The following is a 14725-nucleotide window of genomic DNA, read 5'->3' as shown; positions in this document are numbered from 1 at the left end:
CACCCTCTCTGATTAGCTATTCAATTCTTGCAAAGGTTTGAAGATGATACGTTCAATATCATTCAAATAAACAGACAAGCCTTGTTGTGCAGCCAAGTATTCTTTCAAAAGGGCATTAGCTTCCACTTTTTGCCCCAATTCTTGAACAGCTGCTTGTTCTTCTGCTGTTGGCATTGTACCAGCTTGCATTTTAGCATAGAAATCCTCTTGGAAATCAGTGAACTCTTTGAAAAGAGCACTAGCCTCAGCATCAGCTGCAATAGCTTCTTTTTTCTCTACCAAAGTTTTGTACTCAGGAAGGGCACGAATGCCACGTTCCAACTCATTTGCTAAATCATAAATATTTGTCATTTTATTCTCCTAGGCGATCACCACATGATAGTCTGTATTGGCTTCAATAACAGTCTTAGCATGTGTACGATCTTTTTCATTTTTAAAAGTAATTTGAAGGATACCGTGAATATCTTCACGATTTTCTTCATTGATACGAAGGTTAACCAAAGACGTTCCTCGCAACAATTCCATAATGCTAAGGATAACGTCCTCACGGTCAGGCACATCCACGAAAATATCGAAGGCACTTTCCACGCCACCCTTTTTGTGGATTTCCATCTCTTTACGCTTCTTACGACCATTGTCAAAGAACTCCCAAATGGCATTCTCATCCTCAGCCTTAATCAAGTCAGCCACATGGTCCAAACGTTTTTTGAAATCTTCAATACGATTCAAAACAGCAGGCCCATTAGTCATGAGAATGGAAGCCCACATACCCGGTTCACTCTCAGCAATACGAGTCATATCTCGGAATCCCCCAGCCGCAAAGTGATTAGTCATTTCGTGAGCCTGAGCATAATCAGCCGCCTGCTCCATAAGACCAGAAGCTAAAAGGTGCGGAAAATGACTGATTTGACTGGTTACACGGTCGTGTTCAGCCGCATCAATCTCCACAAAACGTGACTTAAGCCCAGACAAGATGTCCTTAAGCTCTGGGATAGTTGTCTCTCTTGTCAAACTTGTCGGTGTGAAAATATAATAGGCGTTCTCAAAAAGCGTCACGTCAGCTGCTATAGCCCCTGATTTATGGGAACCAGCCATAGGGTGGGAACCTACAAACTGAACATTTTTACCTGTTAGGTAACGTTCAGCTGCCTCAACGATATCCAACTTAGTAGACCCTGCGTCTGTGATGATGACATTATCTTTGAGATCTAAGTCAGCCAATTCCTGCAAGTAGGCCACAGTTTGCTTAATTGGCACTGCAAGGATAATCACATCAGCAAGTGGGGCAAACTCTTTGAAATCACTGGTTGCACGGTCAACGATACCACGCTCAAGCGCAATATTTCGAGAATAGTCAGAGCGATTATATCCAAGAATCTCATAATCAGGGTGGTCTCTTTTAATCCCTAAAGCCAAGGAACCACCAATTAATCCCAATCCTGCGATATAAATTGTTTTCTTACTCATTACTACTCCCATCTATTGTCTGATGTTGCTTAAAAGTTTTTCACATAGTCACGGTGACGTGCTACCGCTTCTTTCAATTCTTCCATGTTATCGGAAGAGAATTTGTCCAAGATTTCATTAGCTACGACTGTAGCAACTACGGATTCCATAACAACACCCGCTGCCGGCAAGGCCGTTGGGTCTGAACGCTCAACTGTTGCCTTGTAAGGTTCGTGTGTTTCGATATCTACTGACATCAAAGGCTTGTAAAGGGTTGGAATGGGTTTCATAACCCCACGCACCACAATTGGTTGACCATTGGTCATACCACCTTCGAAACCACCAAGATTGTTAGTGCGACGTGTATAACCATCCTCTTCATTCCAGAGAATCTCGTCCATCACTTGAGAGCCCTTGAGGTAGCCATCTTTGAAACCAAGACCAAATTCCACACCCTTGAAGGCATTGATGGATACAACTGCTTGAGCAATCTTAGCATCAAGTTTTGTATCCCATTGCACATAAGAACCAAGACCAACAGGAACACCACCAACGACAGTTTCAACGACACCACCGATTGTGTCTCCCTCTTTTTTGATCTGATCAATGTAATCTTTAATTTCTTGTTCACGCTCTTGGTTAACGACTGAAATCTCTGATTGTTGAGCCAATTCCTTGATTTGAGCTACCGTCAAATTCTCAGGCACGTCAATTTCCTTACCACCAAAGACAACAACATGGTTAGCAATTTCAATATCGAGCTCAGCCAAGATACGTTTAGCGACAGCACCTACTGCCACACGCATAGTTGTTTCACGCGCACTAGAACGCTCCAAGGAATTACGCAAATCATCGAAACGGTATTTCATTCCACCAACCAAGTCAGCATGTCCTGGACGTGGGTGAGTGATTTTACGTTTGGTTTTCAAACGGTCTTCAATGTCTTCCACAGCCATGATGTCCAACCATTTTTGATGGTCCTTATTGATAACATGAAGGGTGATTGGAGCCCCTGTTGTTTTCCCATGACGAACACCAGAAGTGATTTCAACTTTATCAGACTCAATTTTCATACGGCCACCACGACCATAGCCACCTTGGCGGCGTTTCAAATCAGCATTGATATCTTCAGCCGTCAAGGGAAGACCAGCTGGAACACCTTCGATAATTGCTGTTAAACGTGGGCCATGAGACTCACCTGCTGTTAAATATCTCATTTATTTCTCCAAGTACTCTTTCATTTCAACTAAAGGAATCTGATTGATAGCTGCCTTACCAATCTCTGGAACGATAACTGTCTTAATGCTATTACCACGGGCTTTCTTGTCATGTGTTAGGGCTGTATAGAGCTCTTCAACACGCCATGGCTCATAGTCTACTGGCAAGCCAAATTTGACACACATCTCAGCGATTTGACGTGTGATCCCCTTAGGCATCAGACCTTTTTCCTCAGCAACTCGTGAAATCTGAACCATTCCGATAGCTACCGCTTCACCGTGCATGACTTTACCGTAACCAGCTGTTTGTTCAACGGCATGCCCAATCGTATGACCAAAGTTTAGGTACATACGGACACCACCTTCAAACTCATCTTCAACCACAATTTTACGCTTAACGTTACATGAACGGTAAATAATGGTTTCTGAGTTTTCTAGGATACTGTGAACCGAACCATCAATGCTTTCAAGGAGGTGCCAAAGTTCAGGATCGTCAATCAAACCGTATTTGACAACCTCACCCATACCTTCGATCAATTCACGTTTACCAAGTGACTCAAGGACATTAGGGTCAATCAAAACCCCATCAGGCTGAGCGAAAGTTCCCACGATATTTTTGGCAAATGGTGTGTTCACACCGGTCTTACCACCAATAGACGAATCCACTTGGGCAGTGAGACTAGTTGGAACCTGAACGAAGTGAATGCCACGCATATAAGTTGAAGCGACAAAGCCTGCCAAGTCTCCAACAACGCCACCACCAAGAGCAACAATGCCATCACTACGAGTCATGCCATTCTTAATCAAAAACTCATAAGCCTTATTAACAGTTTTTAGATTTTTACTCGCTTCACCTTCTAGGAAATCAAAAACGACAACCTCAAAACCTTCGTGCTCCAAGCTAAGCTTAACTTTTTCTGCATATAGAGCTCCCACATGATTGTCTGTGATAAGAGCAATCTTTTGTGGTTCCCAAAGTGACTTCACCCATTTACCGACAGTCTTAAGGGCTCCTTTTTCAATAATAATGTCATAAGGGTTATGTGTTAAATTTACCTCTAGTTTCATCGTCGTCCCCTCCTAGCTATTGTAAATTTTTTCTAATTCCTGCCAAATGGCGTCTGTTGGCATGTCCTTGCCTGTCCACAATTTAAAGGCACCTGCTGCTTGATGAAGCAACATGCCAAGTCCGTTCACAGCCTCTATTCCCTGTTTTCTAGCCAAGGCCAAGAAAGGTGTTTCAAAAGGCTGATAAATGATATCAGCAATCAAGAGTCCCTTAGGAAATTTTGTATCTGTAGGAATAGGCAAGGATGCGCCATCCATACCTACACTCGTCGCATTCACCAATAAATCAGCCTGGCCTAGTTCCTCTTTAAAATACTTAAGATCATTTAAAGCATGAAACTCCAAGTGACAAGTTGTCTGTTCAAGTAAGGACTTAAAGCTCTCTTTTGCCTTATCCAATGACTGAGGGCGAACATAGACACTTACTTTTTTGGCACCATCAAGAACTGCCTGCGTCACAATAGCTTTAGCCGCACCACCAGCACCCAAAATCATCAGATGGGCATCTTTAGGGCTAAAGTTCTTTAGACTAGCAAAAAAGCCAAAACCGTCCGTATTATGACCAATCAAACGCCCATCACAATTAACAACTGTATTGACAGCACCAATCAGTTGAGCTGCAGGACTAATCTCATCCAAAAAAGGAATAACTGCTTCCTTATATGGCATGGACAAATTGATACCGAACATGTCGTAACGTCTAATATTTTCAACTGTCTCGGCTAGGTCTGATTCCGGAATCTCCCAGGCCACATAAACACCATTAACTTGTGTCTTCTCAAAGGCCGAATTATGAATGAATGGCGAAATCGAATGCTTGATTGGATTGGCGACAACAGCTGCTAGGCGTGTGTGTCCATCAATCTGCATCCAAAACCTCCCTGATTCTGCGCATGTCTGCTAAACTAATTTGTCCTGGAGCACTGGCATTATCAAGACTGGCAAAGGTCCATGATGACCCTATCAAGTCGCCCGCAAAACGTGACAAACGACCTAGTTTACCCATTGACATGGTCACAAACTCCTGCTCAGGATTAAAGGCCTTAAAGCCACGTGTGAAGTTCATAAGGTCGAGAACATCCTGCTCATTCTTAGGCATAACTGCCACCTTAACCACTCGTGGTGTCAAGTTTGCCATCTCAGACAAAAGTTCCATGAGGTTTTCAGGTGTCTCCTCAAAGTTATGATAAGACAAAACCAAGTTTGAAAATTCAAGCATTTGATCAAAGACAGCCTTACGTGTGAAATACTCAAAATCAATATAATCTGGCGAGTAAATCGCAGCTACATCCTTAATCAGTGCGACATATTCCGCATCCGTTAACTCAAGCCTACCACCCTCACGCGTTGTACGGATGGTAAAGATAATCTCAAAGCCTGCGAATTTCTCGAAAATAGCCGGAGCAACCGTTAAGATACTATCCTTATCTAAAAAATCTGCACGCCATTCAATAATGTCTGCCCCCTCAAAACGAGACAGTTCAAGCGCTTGTGCCTCCTCTAAACTAGTTGGCATAATCGGAACTACAATTTTCATTTATTTACCTTTATTGTGTATACTTTCAAATAATTTGATGTTGGATCATTAGGATTGACGGTAAAATCCGCTGGTAATTGTTGCAGGTTAACGAAGTCCGCTGAAACATCTCCCAAGCCCTTACGTAGTTGTTTCTTAAACTGTTGCACTGTCATATTAGCAGCATTGGTACTTGCGATGATTGTCCCATGCTCTGATAAAATATCAAGACTTTGTGCAATTAACTTGTGGTAATCCTTATTTGCTGAGAAAGTGCGTTTCTTATTTCGAGCAAAGCTTGGCGGATCGATGACGATAAGGTCATAAGATAAGCCTTTTTTCTTTGCATATTTGAAATAATCGAAGACATCCATCACGACCAAGCGATGATTTTCCATACTGAAGCCATTAGCTTCAAAATGAGCCGTCGATAATTCACGTGAACGCTTAGCCAAATCAACCGATGTCGTTTCAACCGCTCCCCCCATAGCTGCAGCCACTGAAAAAGCTGCCGTATAGGAGAACATATTCAAAACTGATTTTCCCAAAGCTAAGCCATTAACTAAGCCATCACGCACTTCATGCTGATCAAGGAAAATCCCCGTCATTAGCCCATCATTGAGGAAAACTTCATAAGTTACCCCATTTTCTAAAATGGTGAAGGTATCAGCCGCCTCTTGCCCAAAAAGATGGTCTGATTCGAAATCAAGACCCTTGAAGCGGATTTTCTCATAGCCTCCCAAGACCTCAGGAAAGACCATTTGGAAAGCATCTACAATATCATTTTTCAAGGAATAAACAAAGGCATTGTACCATGAAAAGAGGGCATAATCCCCATATAAATCAATTGTGAGACCACCAAAATCGTCACCATCTTGGTTGAAAAGACGAAAAGCTGTCGTCAACTCATTATCATAATAGGATTGACGTTTGGCCTTAGCCCTTTCAAAAAGTCCTTGAAAATAAGTCACTGTCAATTGTTGTTTTTTAGGGGACAGAAACCATCCTATCCCCTTATTTTGACTTGACAAATAGCCCGTTCCTAAAAAGTCTTTGGATTGGCTATATAGATAAACCAACTGATTATTTTCAGTTATATTTGGAAAATCTTCGGCTAAAAGAAGCTGTTTTCCTTGTTTGATTTTTTTCTCCGCAAAGGGACTTACCGTCAATATACTCATGTTACTATTATACCAAAAAAATGCTATTATTTCTGTTTCGTAACTAGATTTTATCAATTATATGTCAAGGAATATCACACTCAATGGCAGTAAATTTTTGAGAGTCATTATCTTATTTGGTATAATGATTAAGATAATATAGAATCAAAGGAAGTATTACTTTGAAAAAAATTACTGAAGCCTTTTGGAAAGGAGTTTCATCAAGACTTGGATTTATCCTCTTGTTACTCTTCTTTTACTGGCTAAAAACCATATTCGCTTATTACGTCAACATTAATCTTGAGTTGGAAAGCAGATATCAGGTTATGCTTTCGCTGATTAACCCTATTCCACTAGGATTAATGCTTCTAGGTTTAGGACTATACTTCAAGAAACGACGTTTCTTTTATAGCATTACCATTGCTATCTATGTCATCCTTAACCTCTTACTTATTGCTAATGTGATTTACTTTGGAGAGTTTACAGACTTCATCACTGTAAATACCATCCTAGCAAGTTCTAGTTCGGCAGCAGGACTAGGAGACTCAGCCAAGAACCTTCTTGAGCCAAGCTATATTTTCTACCTGATTGATGTTCCTTTCTTCATCTATGCTGGTTTCAGGAAAAAGCTTAAAATGGACAGCAAGCCATTTAATAAACGAGCTAGTTTCGCAGTTACTGCACTATCAACACTCCTACTCTCAGTTAACCTCTTCTTAGCGGAAGTTAACCGTGGCGAGTTGTTGACACGTGGTTTCTCAAATAACTATATTGTCCGTGCTATGGGGCTTCCCTTCTTCACAGCCTATTCTGGTAACTTAACTTATCAAGCTTCACAGGCTCGTTCATCTGCAACAGCTGAGGATATGAAAAAGGTTGAGGCTTACGTTAAGGAGCACTATGCGGCACCTGACCCTAAGTATTACGGAATTGCTAAAGGAAGAAACGTCATCGTTATTCACTTGGAAAGCTTCCAACAGTTCCTCATTGATTACAAGCTCAAAGTAGACGGTCAAGACTATGAGGTTACACCATTCATCAATTCCATTTATCACTCAAATGAAACTCTGGCCTTTTCAAACTTCTTCCACCAAGTAAAATCAGGTAAAACTTCTGATGCTGAAACCTTGATGGAAACGTCTCTCTTTGGACTAAGCACAGGGTCATACATGGTAAACTATGGTGGTACCAATACAGCCTATGCTGCGCCATCTATCCTAGCTCAAACAGGTGACTATACGTCAGCTGTTTTCCACGGAAACACTGGATCCTTCTGGAATCGTAACAATACCTATAAACAATGGGGGTATAACTACTTCTTTGACTCATCAGCCTTCACTGAAAAAACTGATGAAAACTCCTTCCAGTATGGTCTAAATGACAAGTACATGTTCCCAGATTCCATCAAGTATCTGGAACAAATGCAACAACCTTTCTACGTTAAATACCTTACAGTATCTAACCACTACCCATATACTTCTCTCTCAGGCGATGAAAAGGAACAAGGTTTCCCACTTGCCGAAACAAAAGACGAGACAGTCAACGGATATTTTGCAACAGCTAACTATCTTGACTCAGCAATCAAAGACTTCTTTGATTACCTCAAAGAAACCGGTCTTTACGATAACTCGATTATTGTCATGTACGGTGACCACTATGGTATCTCTGATACACGAAGCAGCAATCTTGCTGAACTTCTCGGTAAGAACCCTGAAACTTGGTCAAACTATGATAAAGCCATGCTTCAACGTGTTCCTTACATGATTCATATTCCAGGCTATACTGGTGGTGGTATCTCTAACACCTTTGGTGGTGAGGTTGATGCCCTTCCAACTCTCCTTCACGTTCTTGGCGTTGACACTAGCTCTTATATCCAGATGGGACAAGACCTCCTATCTCCTGATAATAAGCAAACCGTCGCATTTAGAACCTCAGGTCAATATGTTACTCCTCAATACACCAGCTACTCTGGTCGACTTTATAACACTCAAACAGGGGAAGAAATTACCAACCCTGATGAGACAACTAAAAAAGATAACGAAGCCATTCGTAAGGCAGTAGCAACTCAACTTTCGATGAGTGACGCTGTTCAAACAGGTGACCTTCTTCGTTTCTATACGCCAAACGGTTTGAAGCCTGTTGATTCTAGCAAGATTTCCTACACTAAACAGATGGATCAACTAAAAGAAATCAATAAAAAGCTGAAAGATAAATCAACCAGCCTCTACAAACAAAAAGGCAATAAATCAACAGCTGATCTATTCAAGACCCCATCTTACAAGGAACTACATCCTACAGAATCTGAGTCGAGCTCAAGTTCAAGTGAATCAGAGCCAAGTAGCTCCTCAACGGAACAACAATAAGCCTTAAAAGCAGTCCTGTTTGGACTGCCTTTTTAGATTAAACAATTATCAATCGTACTTAACTGGAAAATCAAAACCCTCATAGCACTCGCCTCAAACATATTTCTTGCTAGTTTACTATAAGCGTGATTAAATAGAGTTTGTAAGAAAACTTATAAAGGAGAACAGATATGAATCCAATGGACCTATTTAACCAAGTAAAAGAAATGATCGAAAAGAAAGATTTCGAAGCTGCTAAAAAGTTTGTCGATGACAATAAAGATGATTTGGGCGAATACTTCGACCAAGCTAAATCTCTTGTTTCAGGTAACGAAATGGTTAGTGGAGCTTTAGACAAGATTAAAGGTCTGTTCTAAGACGAAGTCCCCTCAATCAATAAGATTGAGGGGACTTTTTGTGTTTAGAGTTTCTATTTAGAGACAATGCATAACACAATCTAAGATTCTTTAGAAACACAAAAAAGAGATTCCTAAGGAACCTCTTTTTATTCTATATGACTATAGAATTATTTTTTCAAGTTGTAGAATGACTTCAAACCACGGTATTCTGCAACTTCACCAAGTTGGTCTTCAATACGAAGCAATTGGTTGTATTTAGCGATACGGTCAGTACGTGACAATGAACCTGTCTTGATTTGACCAGCGTTAGTTGCAACTGCGATATCAGCGATTGTTGAATCTTCAGTTTCACCTGAACGGTGTGATACTACTGCTGTGTATCCAGCTTCTTTCGCCATTTCGATAGCGTCGAAAGTTTCAGTCAAAGTACCGATTTGGTTAACTTTGATAAGGATTGAGTTAGCAGCGTGTTCTGCAATACCTTTTTCAAGGTAAGCTGTGTTAGTTACGAAGAAGTCGTCACCAACCAATTGAACTTTACCACCAAGACGTTCAGTAAGAGCTTTCCAACCGTCCCAGTCGTTTTCGTCCATACCATCTTCGATAGTGATGATTGGGTATTTGTTAACCAATTCTTCAAGGTAGTCGATTTGTTCTGCAGCAGTACGAACAGCAGCGCCTTCACCTTCAAATTTAGTGTAGTCGTAAACTTTACGTTCTGCATCGTAGAATTCAGATGATGCACAGTCAAATCCGATAAATACGTCTTTACCTGGTACATATCCAGCAGCTTCGATAGCTTTGATGATAGTTTCAACACCATCTTCAGTTCCGTCGAAACGAGGTGCAAAACCACCTTCGTCACCTACGGCTGTTTCAAGTCCACGTTCTTTAAGGATTTTCTTAAGTGCGTGGAAGATTTCAGCACCCCAACGAAGAGCTTCTTTGAATGTTGGTGCACCAGCAGGTACAATCATGAATTCTTGGAAAGCGATTGGAGCGTCTGAGTGAGAACCACCGTTGATGATGTTCATCATTGGAGTTGGAAGAACTTTAGTGTTGAATCCGCCAAGGTAGCTATAAAGTGGAACTTCAAGGTAGTCAGCAGCTGCGCGTGCTACAGCGATAGACACACCAAGAATAGCGTTGGCACCAAGTTTACCTTTGTTTGGAGTACCGTCAAGAGCGATCATTGCGCGGTCAATACCTTGTTGATCACGTACGTCGAATCCGATGATGTGTTCAGCAATAACGTTGTTTACGTTATCAACTGCTTTTTGAGTACCAAGACCACCGTAACGAGCTTTGTCACCATCACGAAGTTCTACTGCTTCGTGTTCACCAGTTGAAGCTCCTGAAGGAACCATACCGCGACCGAATGCACCAGATTCAGTGTAAACTTCTACTTCAAGTGTTGGGTTACCGCGTGAGTCAAGGACTTCGCGTGCGTAAACATCAGTAATAATTGACATTACAATACTCTCCTTATGAGTTAAAATTTTTTACACCTATATATTACCATAATATCAAGGCTTAAGCAAATTAAAACCAGAATTTTCTAGCGATTTTCTATTTTTTAATATTTTCAATTGTTTTTGAAAATCTCAGAAAGCAACTCAAATGAAAAGGAATTCAAAATATTGTATAATACAAGTAGAAAACTAAGAGGAGATTCCTATGACTTCACTTGAAAACAAAGTGCTCCAATGCGCTAGTGGCGAAAAACGCCTAAATCCCGATGAACTTCGTCAGTATTTTGGAACCTATGCGGAACGTGTAGTCCTAGCTGTTCTATTGGAAAATACCGAAAAGAAAACTGTAATTGACAATTTTCCGCAAATATTAAAAGACTTATTAGCCGTTTACCCTAATCTTAGTCTCAAACTTTCGCCAAAATTAGCCGACCAGACACAATTTACCTATATCAAGACCGCTCAAGCACTAAATATTTCTGCAACTATCGTTGACGAGGCCAAGGCCCATTCACCATACGGTCTTATCGTACATAGTAATCATGCAGAGAATCTTGATAAAGTGTTATTTTCAGAGCTCTATCCTGATATCCTTACTCCTAGTGAAACTGAACCTATCCTTGAAAAAAAGGGATTTTTTGCTAAACTATTTGGAAAATAAAAGCTGATGCAAAGTCAGCTTTTTCTTATATCACAATGTTTTACTGAGCTTGATGACATTCCCAATATTGAGTCCTGTGCGATAGAGATTCTCCTTAGCGGTAGCTAAAACTTGGTCTAACTCTAATACTTGTCCAATGATAGGGAAAGCAGCTGAGATACCTGCTACTGGAAAATCAGGCAAGTCATCCTTCAAACTACCACAGATAGCAATGACGGGAATAGCTGATGGTGTCCGCCTAGCCACCCCGACCGGTGCTTTACCAGACAAGGACTGGCTATCCATACGTCCTTCACCAACTATGACCAAATCAACTTCCTTCACACGTTGATCAAAATCAACGCAATCAAGTACAAAGTCAATCCCTGATTTAATTTCTGCGCCTGCAAAAGCTACTAAACCCGCTGCCATGCCTCCTCCGGCTCCTGAACCAGCCAGTTTTAAAACCTCAGGAGCAAAGTTTTCGTAGAATTGTGTCATGTCTTGGTCAACCTTTTTAAATTGTGAAGGAGCTAGGCCTTTTTGTCCACCAAAAATATAGGTCGCTCCATCTTGACCACACAAGGGATTATCTACGTCAGTAATCAGATGAATAGTAACACCAGACAAATCAATCTTATTTTTAGAGGATACCTTTTTAATAAGACCAAGATTAGCACCTATTGGCTCAAGCTCCTGTCCCTGAGAGTCATAAAAACGATAACCCAATCCATATGCCATACCAATACCACCATCATTGGTAGCAGACCCACCTACGCCTATGATAAAATCTCGGATGCCAGATTGAACCAAATGAACAATTACTTCACCCACGCCTTGTGTCGTTAGAGCTAGAGGATTTCGTTTATCCTTAGGAATCTGTTCCAAGCCACAAATCGCAGCCATTTCAAAAACGGCAGTCTGGCCATTGCTGGCAAAAGAAACACTTCCATCACTTGTATAGGTATGAGGAATCTTGATACTTTTCTTCTCAAGATTTAGATTTTCAGCAAGAGCATCTAAGGTGCCCTCGCCACCATCACCTATTGGCATGAGGTCAAATTCAGTGTCGGGTAAGGCCTTTTCAAAGCCCAATTTAAGAGCTAAGGCGACCTCTTTTGCAGACAAACTTTCCTTAAAGGAATCAGGTGCAATCAAAATTCGCATGATGTCCTCCTTCTATTTTTCTTTTAGGTAAGGGGATAAGGACTGAACTAACTCATCTGTCATATGTCTTGGACCTCGAACAGTTTTGATCCCTAAACTCTTTAGTCTATCACTGTCAAATTCGGTGTCATTAAAGGTGTATAAGGGTTTAATCCGCATCAAATCCTTAATACTCGCCTCTTCACGATAACCTTGATTAGGGATATTCGCTTCTAAAACCTGACAGAGGTAACGGATGGCCTTGGTAGGTGCCGTAATATAGATAGCCACCAAATCTCCCTTTTGCATACTAGCTTTCTGTGTCCAAAGAATCTCCTCATTTGTGGAGAACTCCTCTCCAATATCGTAGTATTTCAAATTTACCGGGATAATCCAATAATGAGGCTCAAAAGCCTTTCTAAGATGTTTGGGGGCCACTAGGGAGCGACTGTCACTAAGAAGCTCAATAATGGTTTGGTCCGACAATGTCTCGTCTAAAACAAGACTAATCCAGGTCTTCTTGGACATATGGTAGCTAGGGAAAACCCCTTCCATTTTCAAGAGTTTATCCATTTGCTTAGGATTAACCTTGAGGTTAACCACATCATATATTAAATCTGCCTTTTCTCCATCAAGCCCTAGTTTTTCGCCCTTAAGAGGAAAAAACAAGGCATACCATTTACCATCAACTCTAAAAGATAGATAGCTTGGTTCTTTCTCGAAAGGATGGTCTGCTTGGTCTGAAAATTCTTGAACTAAAAATTTAGCCAGACGATTAGCTTGTGGAGATGAGAATAATTGATCTTCATAACAAGAATCAGCTACCTGTGACAGAAGTTCTCCATAAGCCTCTCTGACTTGACCAACGTAAGTTCCAGTAGCCTGAGGACTCCTGAAGATATCATAAGGCTCATCAAGATCACTATCGACAACCTGTCCCGTCAACTTACCTTCTAAATCAATAAACAATCGAGCTTCAAGTTCTTCAGCTATCAGTGTTTTTCTGAACTCATAGCCTTGCTCGGTAGCTGTAAAACCAAAAGGCTCTAGGCTATCAGGTTTTAGGACTTTCTTTTTAAAATAAGCATCCTCAAAAGTCATTGGTTCTCCCTTTTTCTAAAAAAGAGAAGTTGAGACAAACTTATGTCCCAACTCCTTTTTTATTTTGTTGACTGACGTAAGGTAATACCGTGATTAAGAATAACATCTTTTTCTTCAAGCTCTTCCTTATTCATGATTTTAGTCAACATACGCATGCTAACTGCCCCTAAATCATAGAGAGGATGATTAATACTAGAAAGGTTTGGACGTGTGTAACTTGTAATTGGTGAGTCATTGCTTGTGATGATTTCGAAGTCTTCTGGAACTGATTTACCTGCAGCAAAGAGGCCATTCAAGAGACCTGCAGCCAATTCATCTTCTCCAACATAGGCAGCAGTGGCACCAGAATTCAAGACACGTTGTGCTAAATCAAAGCCGTCTTTATAGCTATATTTAGCTTCAAAGACAAGTCCTTCATTGTAGCGCAAATTATTCTTTTCAAGTCCAGCCTTATAACCAGCTAGACGGAGCTTGCCATTAATATCATCAATTAGTGGTCCTGATACAAAGGCAACCTTTTCATTATTCTTGGCAAGCTGCGTTACAGAATCCTCAACGGCAGCTTTATAGTCGATGTTAACACTCGGTAATTGGTGTTCGAGGTCCACTGTTCCTGCTAGAACAATCGGCGTACGGGTACGAGAAAATTCTGCACGAATTTTTTCCGTCAAGTGGTAACCCATGAAGATGATACCGTCTACTTGTTTGGCAAATAGAGAGTTAATCACGGTAACTTCGTGATCGTCATTTTCATCACTAGATGCAAGAACAATATTGTACTTGTACATCGTAGCAATATCATCAATCCCCCTTGCTAAAGTAGCAAAATAACTATTAGCAATATTTGGAATAACAACTCCTACAGTAGTGGTTTTCTTACTCGCCAAGCCACGCGCAACCGCATTTGGACGGTAATCCAAACGATCAATGACCTCAAGCACTTTTTTTCGGGTGTTTTCTTTTACATTTTTATTTCCATTTACCACACGAGACACAGTCGCCATCGAAACACCTGCTTCACGCGCAACGTCGTATATAGTAATTGTTTCATCAGTATTCATAAAAACACTTCCTTTCTCATTTTACGCTCATTTATTCATGCTAATTGTATCAGATTCTGAAAACACTTTCAATTATTTTGACTGATTTTTTACAAAAAAATGAAAGGGATTCCTTCTTTATGGTTACGAGGAAGAAAGCCGTTTCAGAAAAAGGCCTCTCATTTCGTGTTTCCAAGACTATCCATCGCTTACAAAAC

The 14725-nt window shown here is 40.8% G+C and carries 14 protein-coding genes; 3 read left to right on the top strand and 11 right to left on the bottom strand.

What is annotated here, in order from left to right; all coding sequences use genetic code 11:
- Positions 1–12 precede the first annotated feature (12 nt).
- The 7 genes from BSR19_RS03450 to BSR19_RS03420 are packed head-to-tail and all read right to left on the bottom strand — an operon-like array spanning position 13 to position 6428.
- A complete protein-coding gene (locus BSR19_RS03450) occupies positions 13–351 on the bottom strand; it encodes a YlbF/YmcA family competence regulator (protein ID WP_002890462.1) in 339 nt (112 codons plus the stop codon).
- A 9-nt stretch (positions 352–360) separates the two neighbouring features.
- Complete coding sequence (locus BSR19_RS03445; protein WP_084869392.1) at positions 361–1467, bottom strand: prephenate dehydrogenase; 1107 nt, start codon at positions 1465–1467, stop codon at positions 361–363.
- Positions 1468–1496: 29 nt separating this feature from the next.
- Positions 1497–2663: a chorismate synthase gene (gene aroC / locus BSR19_RS03440; protein ID WP_070439237.1), complete on the bottom strand. Its 1167-nt coding sequence runs from the start codon at positions 2661–2663 to the stop codon at positions 1497–1499.
- Complete coding sequence (aroB, locus tag BSR19_RS03435) at positions 2664–3731, bottom strand: 3-dehydroquinate synthase (protein WP_084869395.1); 1068 nt, start codon at positions 3729–3731, stop codon at positions 2664–2666. It lies immediately after the preceding gene.
- Positions 3732–3743: 12 nt separating this feature from the next.
- The gene (locus BSR19_RS03430; protein WP_084869397.1) at positions 3744–4601 is read right to left on the bottom strand and encodes a shikimate dehydrogenase; all 858 of its coding nucleotides are present in this window, start codon (positions 4599–4601) and stop codon (positions 3744–3746) included.
- Entirely contained in the window at positions 4591–5268 is a 678-nt protein-coding gene (gene aroD, locus BSR19_RS03425; RefSeq protein ID WP_037603987.1) for a type I 3-dehydroquinate dehydratase, read from the bottom strand. Before aroD ends, BSR19_RS03430 begins: the two co-directional genes overlap by 11 nt.
- Positions 5265–6428 carry a class I SAM-dependent rRNA methyltransferase gene (locus BSR19_RS03420; protein ID WP_037603989.1) on the bottom strand — a complete coding sequence of 388 codons (1164 nt, stop codon included), beginning with the start codon at positions 6426–6428 and terminating at the stop codon, positions 5265–5267. The genes aroD and BSR19_RS03420 overlap by 4 nt, the downstream gene beginning before the upstream one ends.
- Positions 6429–6589: 161 nt before the next feature.
- Between BSR19_RS03420 and BSR19_RS03415 the strand changes: the two genes are divergently transcribed.
- Positions 6590–8770, top strand: a complete 2181-nt coding sequence (locus BSR19_RS03415) for an LTA synthase family protein (protein ID WP_156246575.1) — start codon at positions 6590–6592, stop codon at positions 8768–8770.
- 170 nt (positions 8771–8940) lie between these two features.
- Positions 8941–9126: a hypothetical protein gene (locus tag BSR19_RS03410; RefSeq protein WP_002890454.1), complete on the top strand. Its 186-nt coding sequence runs from the start codon at positions 8941–8943 to the stop codon at positions 9124–9126.
- Between the two features lie 149 nt (positions 9127–9275).
- Here BSR19_RS03410 and eno read toward each other — a convergent pair whose 3' ends face one another.
- Positions 9276–10580, bottom strand: coding sequence for a surface-displayed alpha-enolase (gene eno, locus BSR19_RS03405; protein WP_002886048.1), 1305 nt, complete (start codon positions 10578–10580; stop codon positions 9276–9278).
- Positions 10581–10785: 205 nt separating this feature from the next.
- Here eno and BSR19_RS03400 point away from each other — a divergent pair, with 205 nt between their 5' ends.
- Positions 10786–11241, top strand: a complete 456-nt coding sequence (locus BSR19_RS03400) for a YueI family protein (protein ID WP_048790536.1) — start codon at positions 10786–10788, stop codon at positions 11239–11241.
- A gap of 30 nt (positions 11242–11271) precedes the next feature.
- Here the strand turns inward: BSR19_RS03400 and BSR19_RS03395 are convergent, their stop codons facing one another.
- The 3 genes from BSR19_RS03395 to ccpA are packed head-to-tail and all read right to left on the bottom strand — an operon-like array spanning position 11272 to position 14528.
- Positions 11272–12387: a glycerate kinase gene (locus tag BSR19_RS03395; RefSeq protein WP_156246574.1), complete on the bottom strand. Its 1116-nt coding sequence runs from the start codon at positions 12385–12387 to the stop codon at positions 11272–11274.
- Positions 12388–12399: 12 nt separating this feature from the next.
- Entirely contained in the window at positions 12400–13467 is a 1068-nt protein-coding gene (locus tag BSR19_RS03390) for an MmcQ/YjbR family DNA-binding protein (protein WP_156246573.1), read from the bottom strand.
- 59 nt (positions 13468–13526) lie between these two features.
- Positions 13527–14528: a catabolite control protein A gene (gene ccpA / locus BSR19_RS03385; protein WP_014634136.1), complete on the bottom strand. Its 1002-nt coding sequence runs from the start codon at positions 14526–14528 to the stop codon at positions 13527–13529.
- Positions 14529–14725 lie beyond the last annotated feature (197 nt).

Source organism: Streptococcus salivarius, from assembly GCF_009738225.1.
Classification (GTDB): Bacteria; Bacillota; Bacilli; order Lactobacillales; family Streptococcaceae; genus Streptococcus.
Note: the sequence above shows the minus strand (reverse complement) of the source record. Positions and strands in the feature narration are given on the sequence as shown.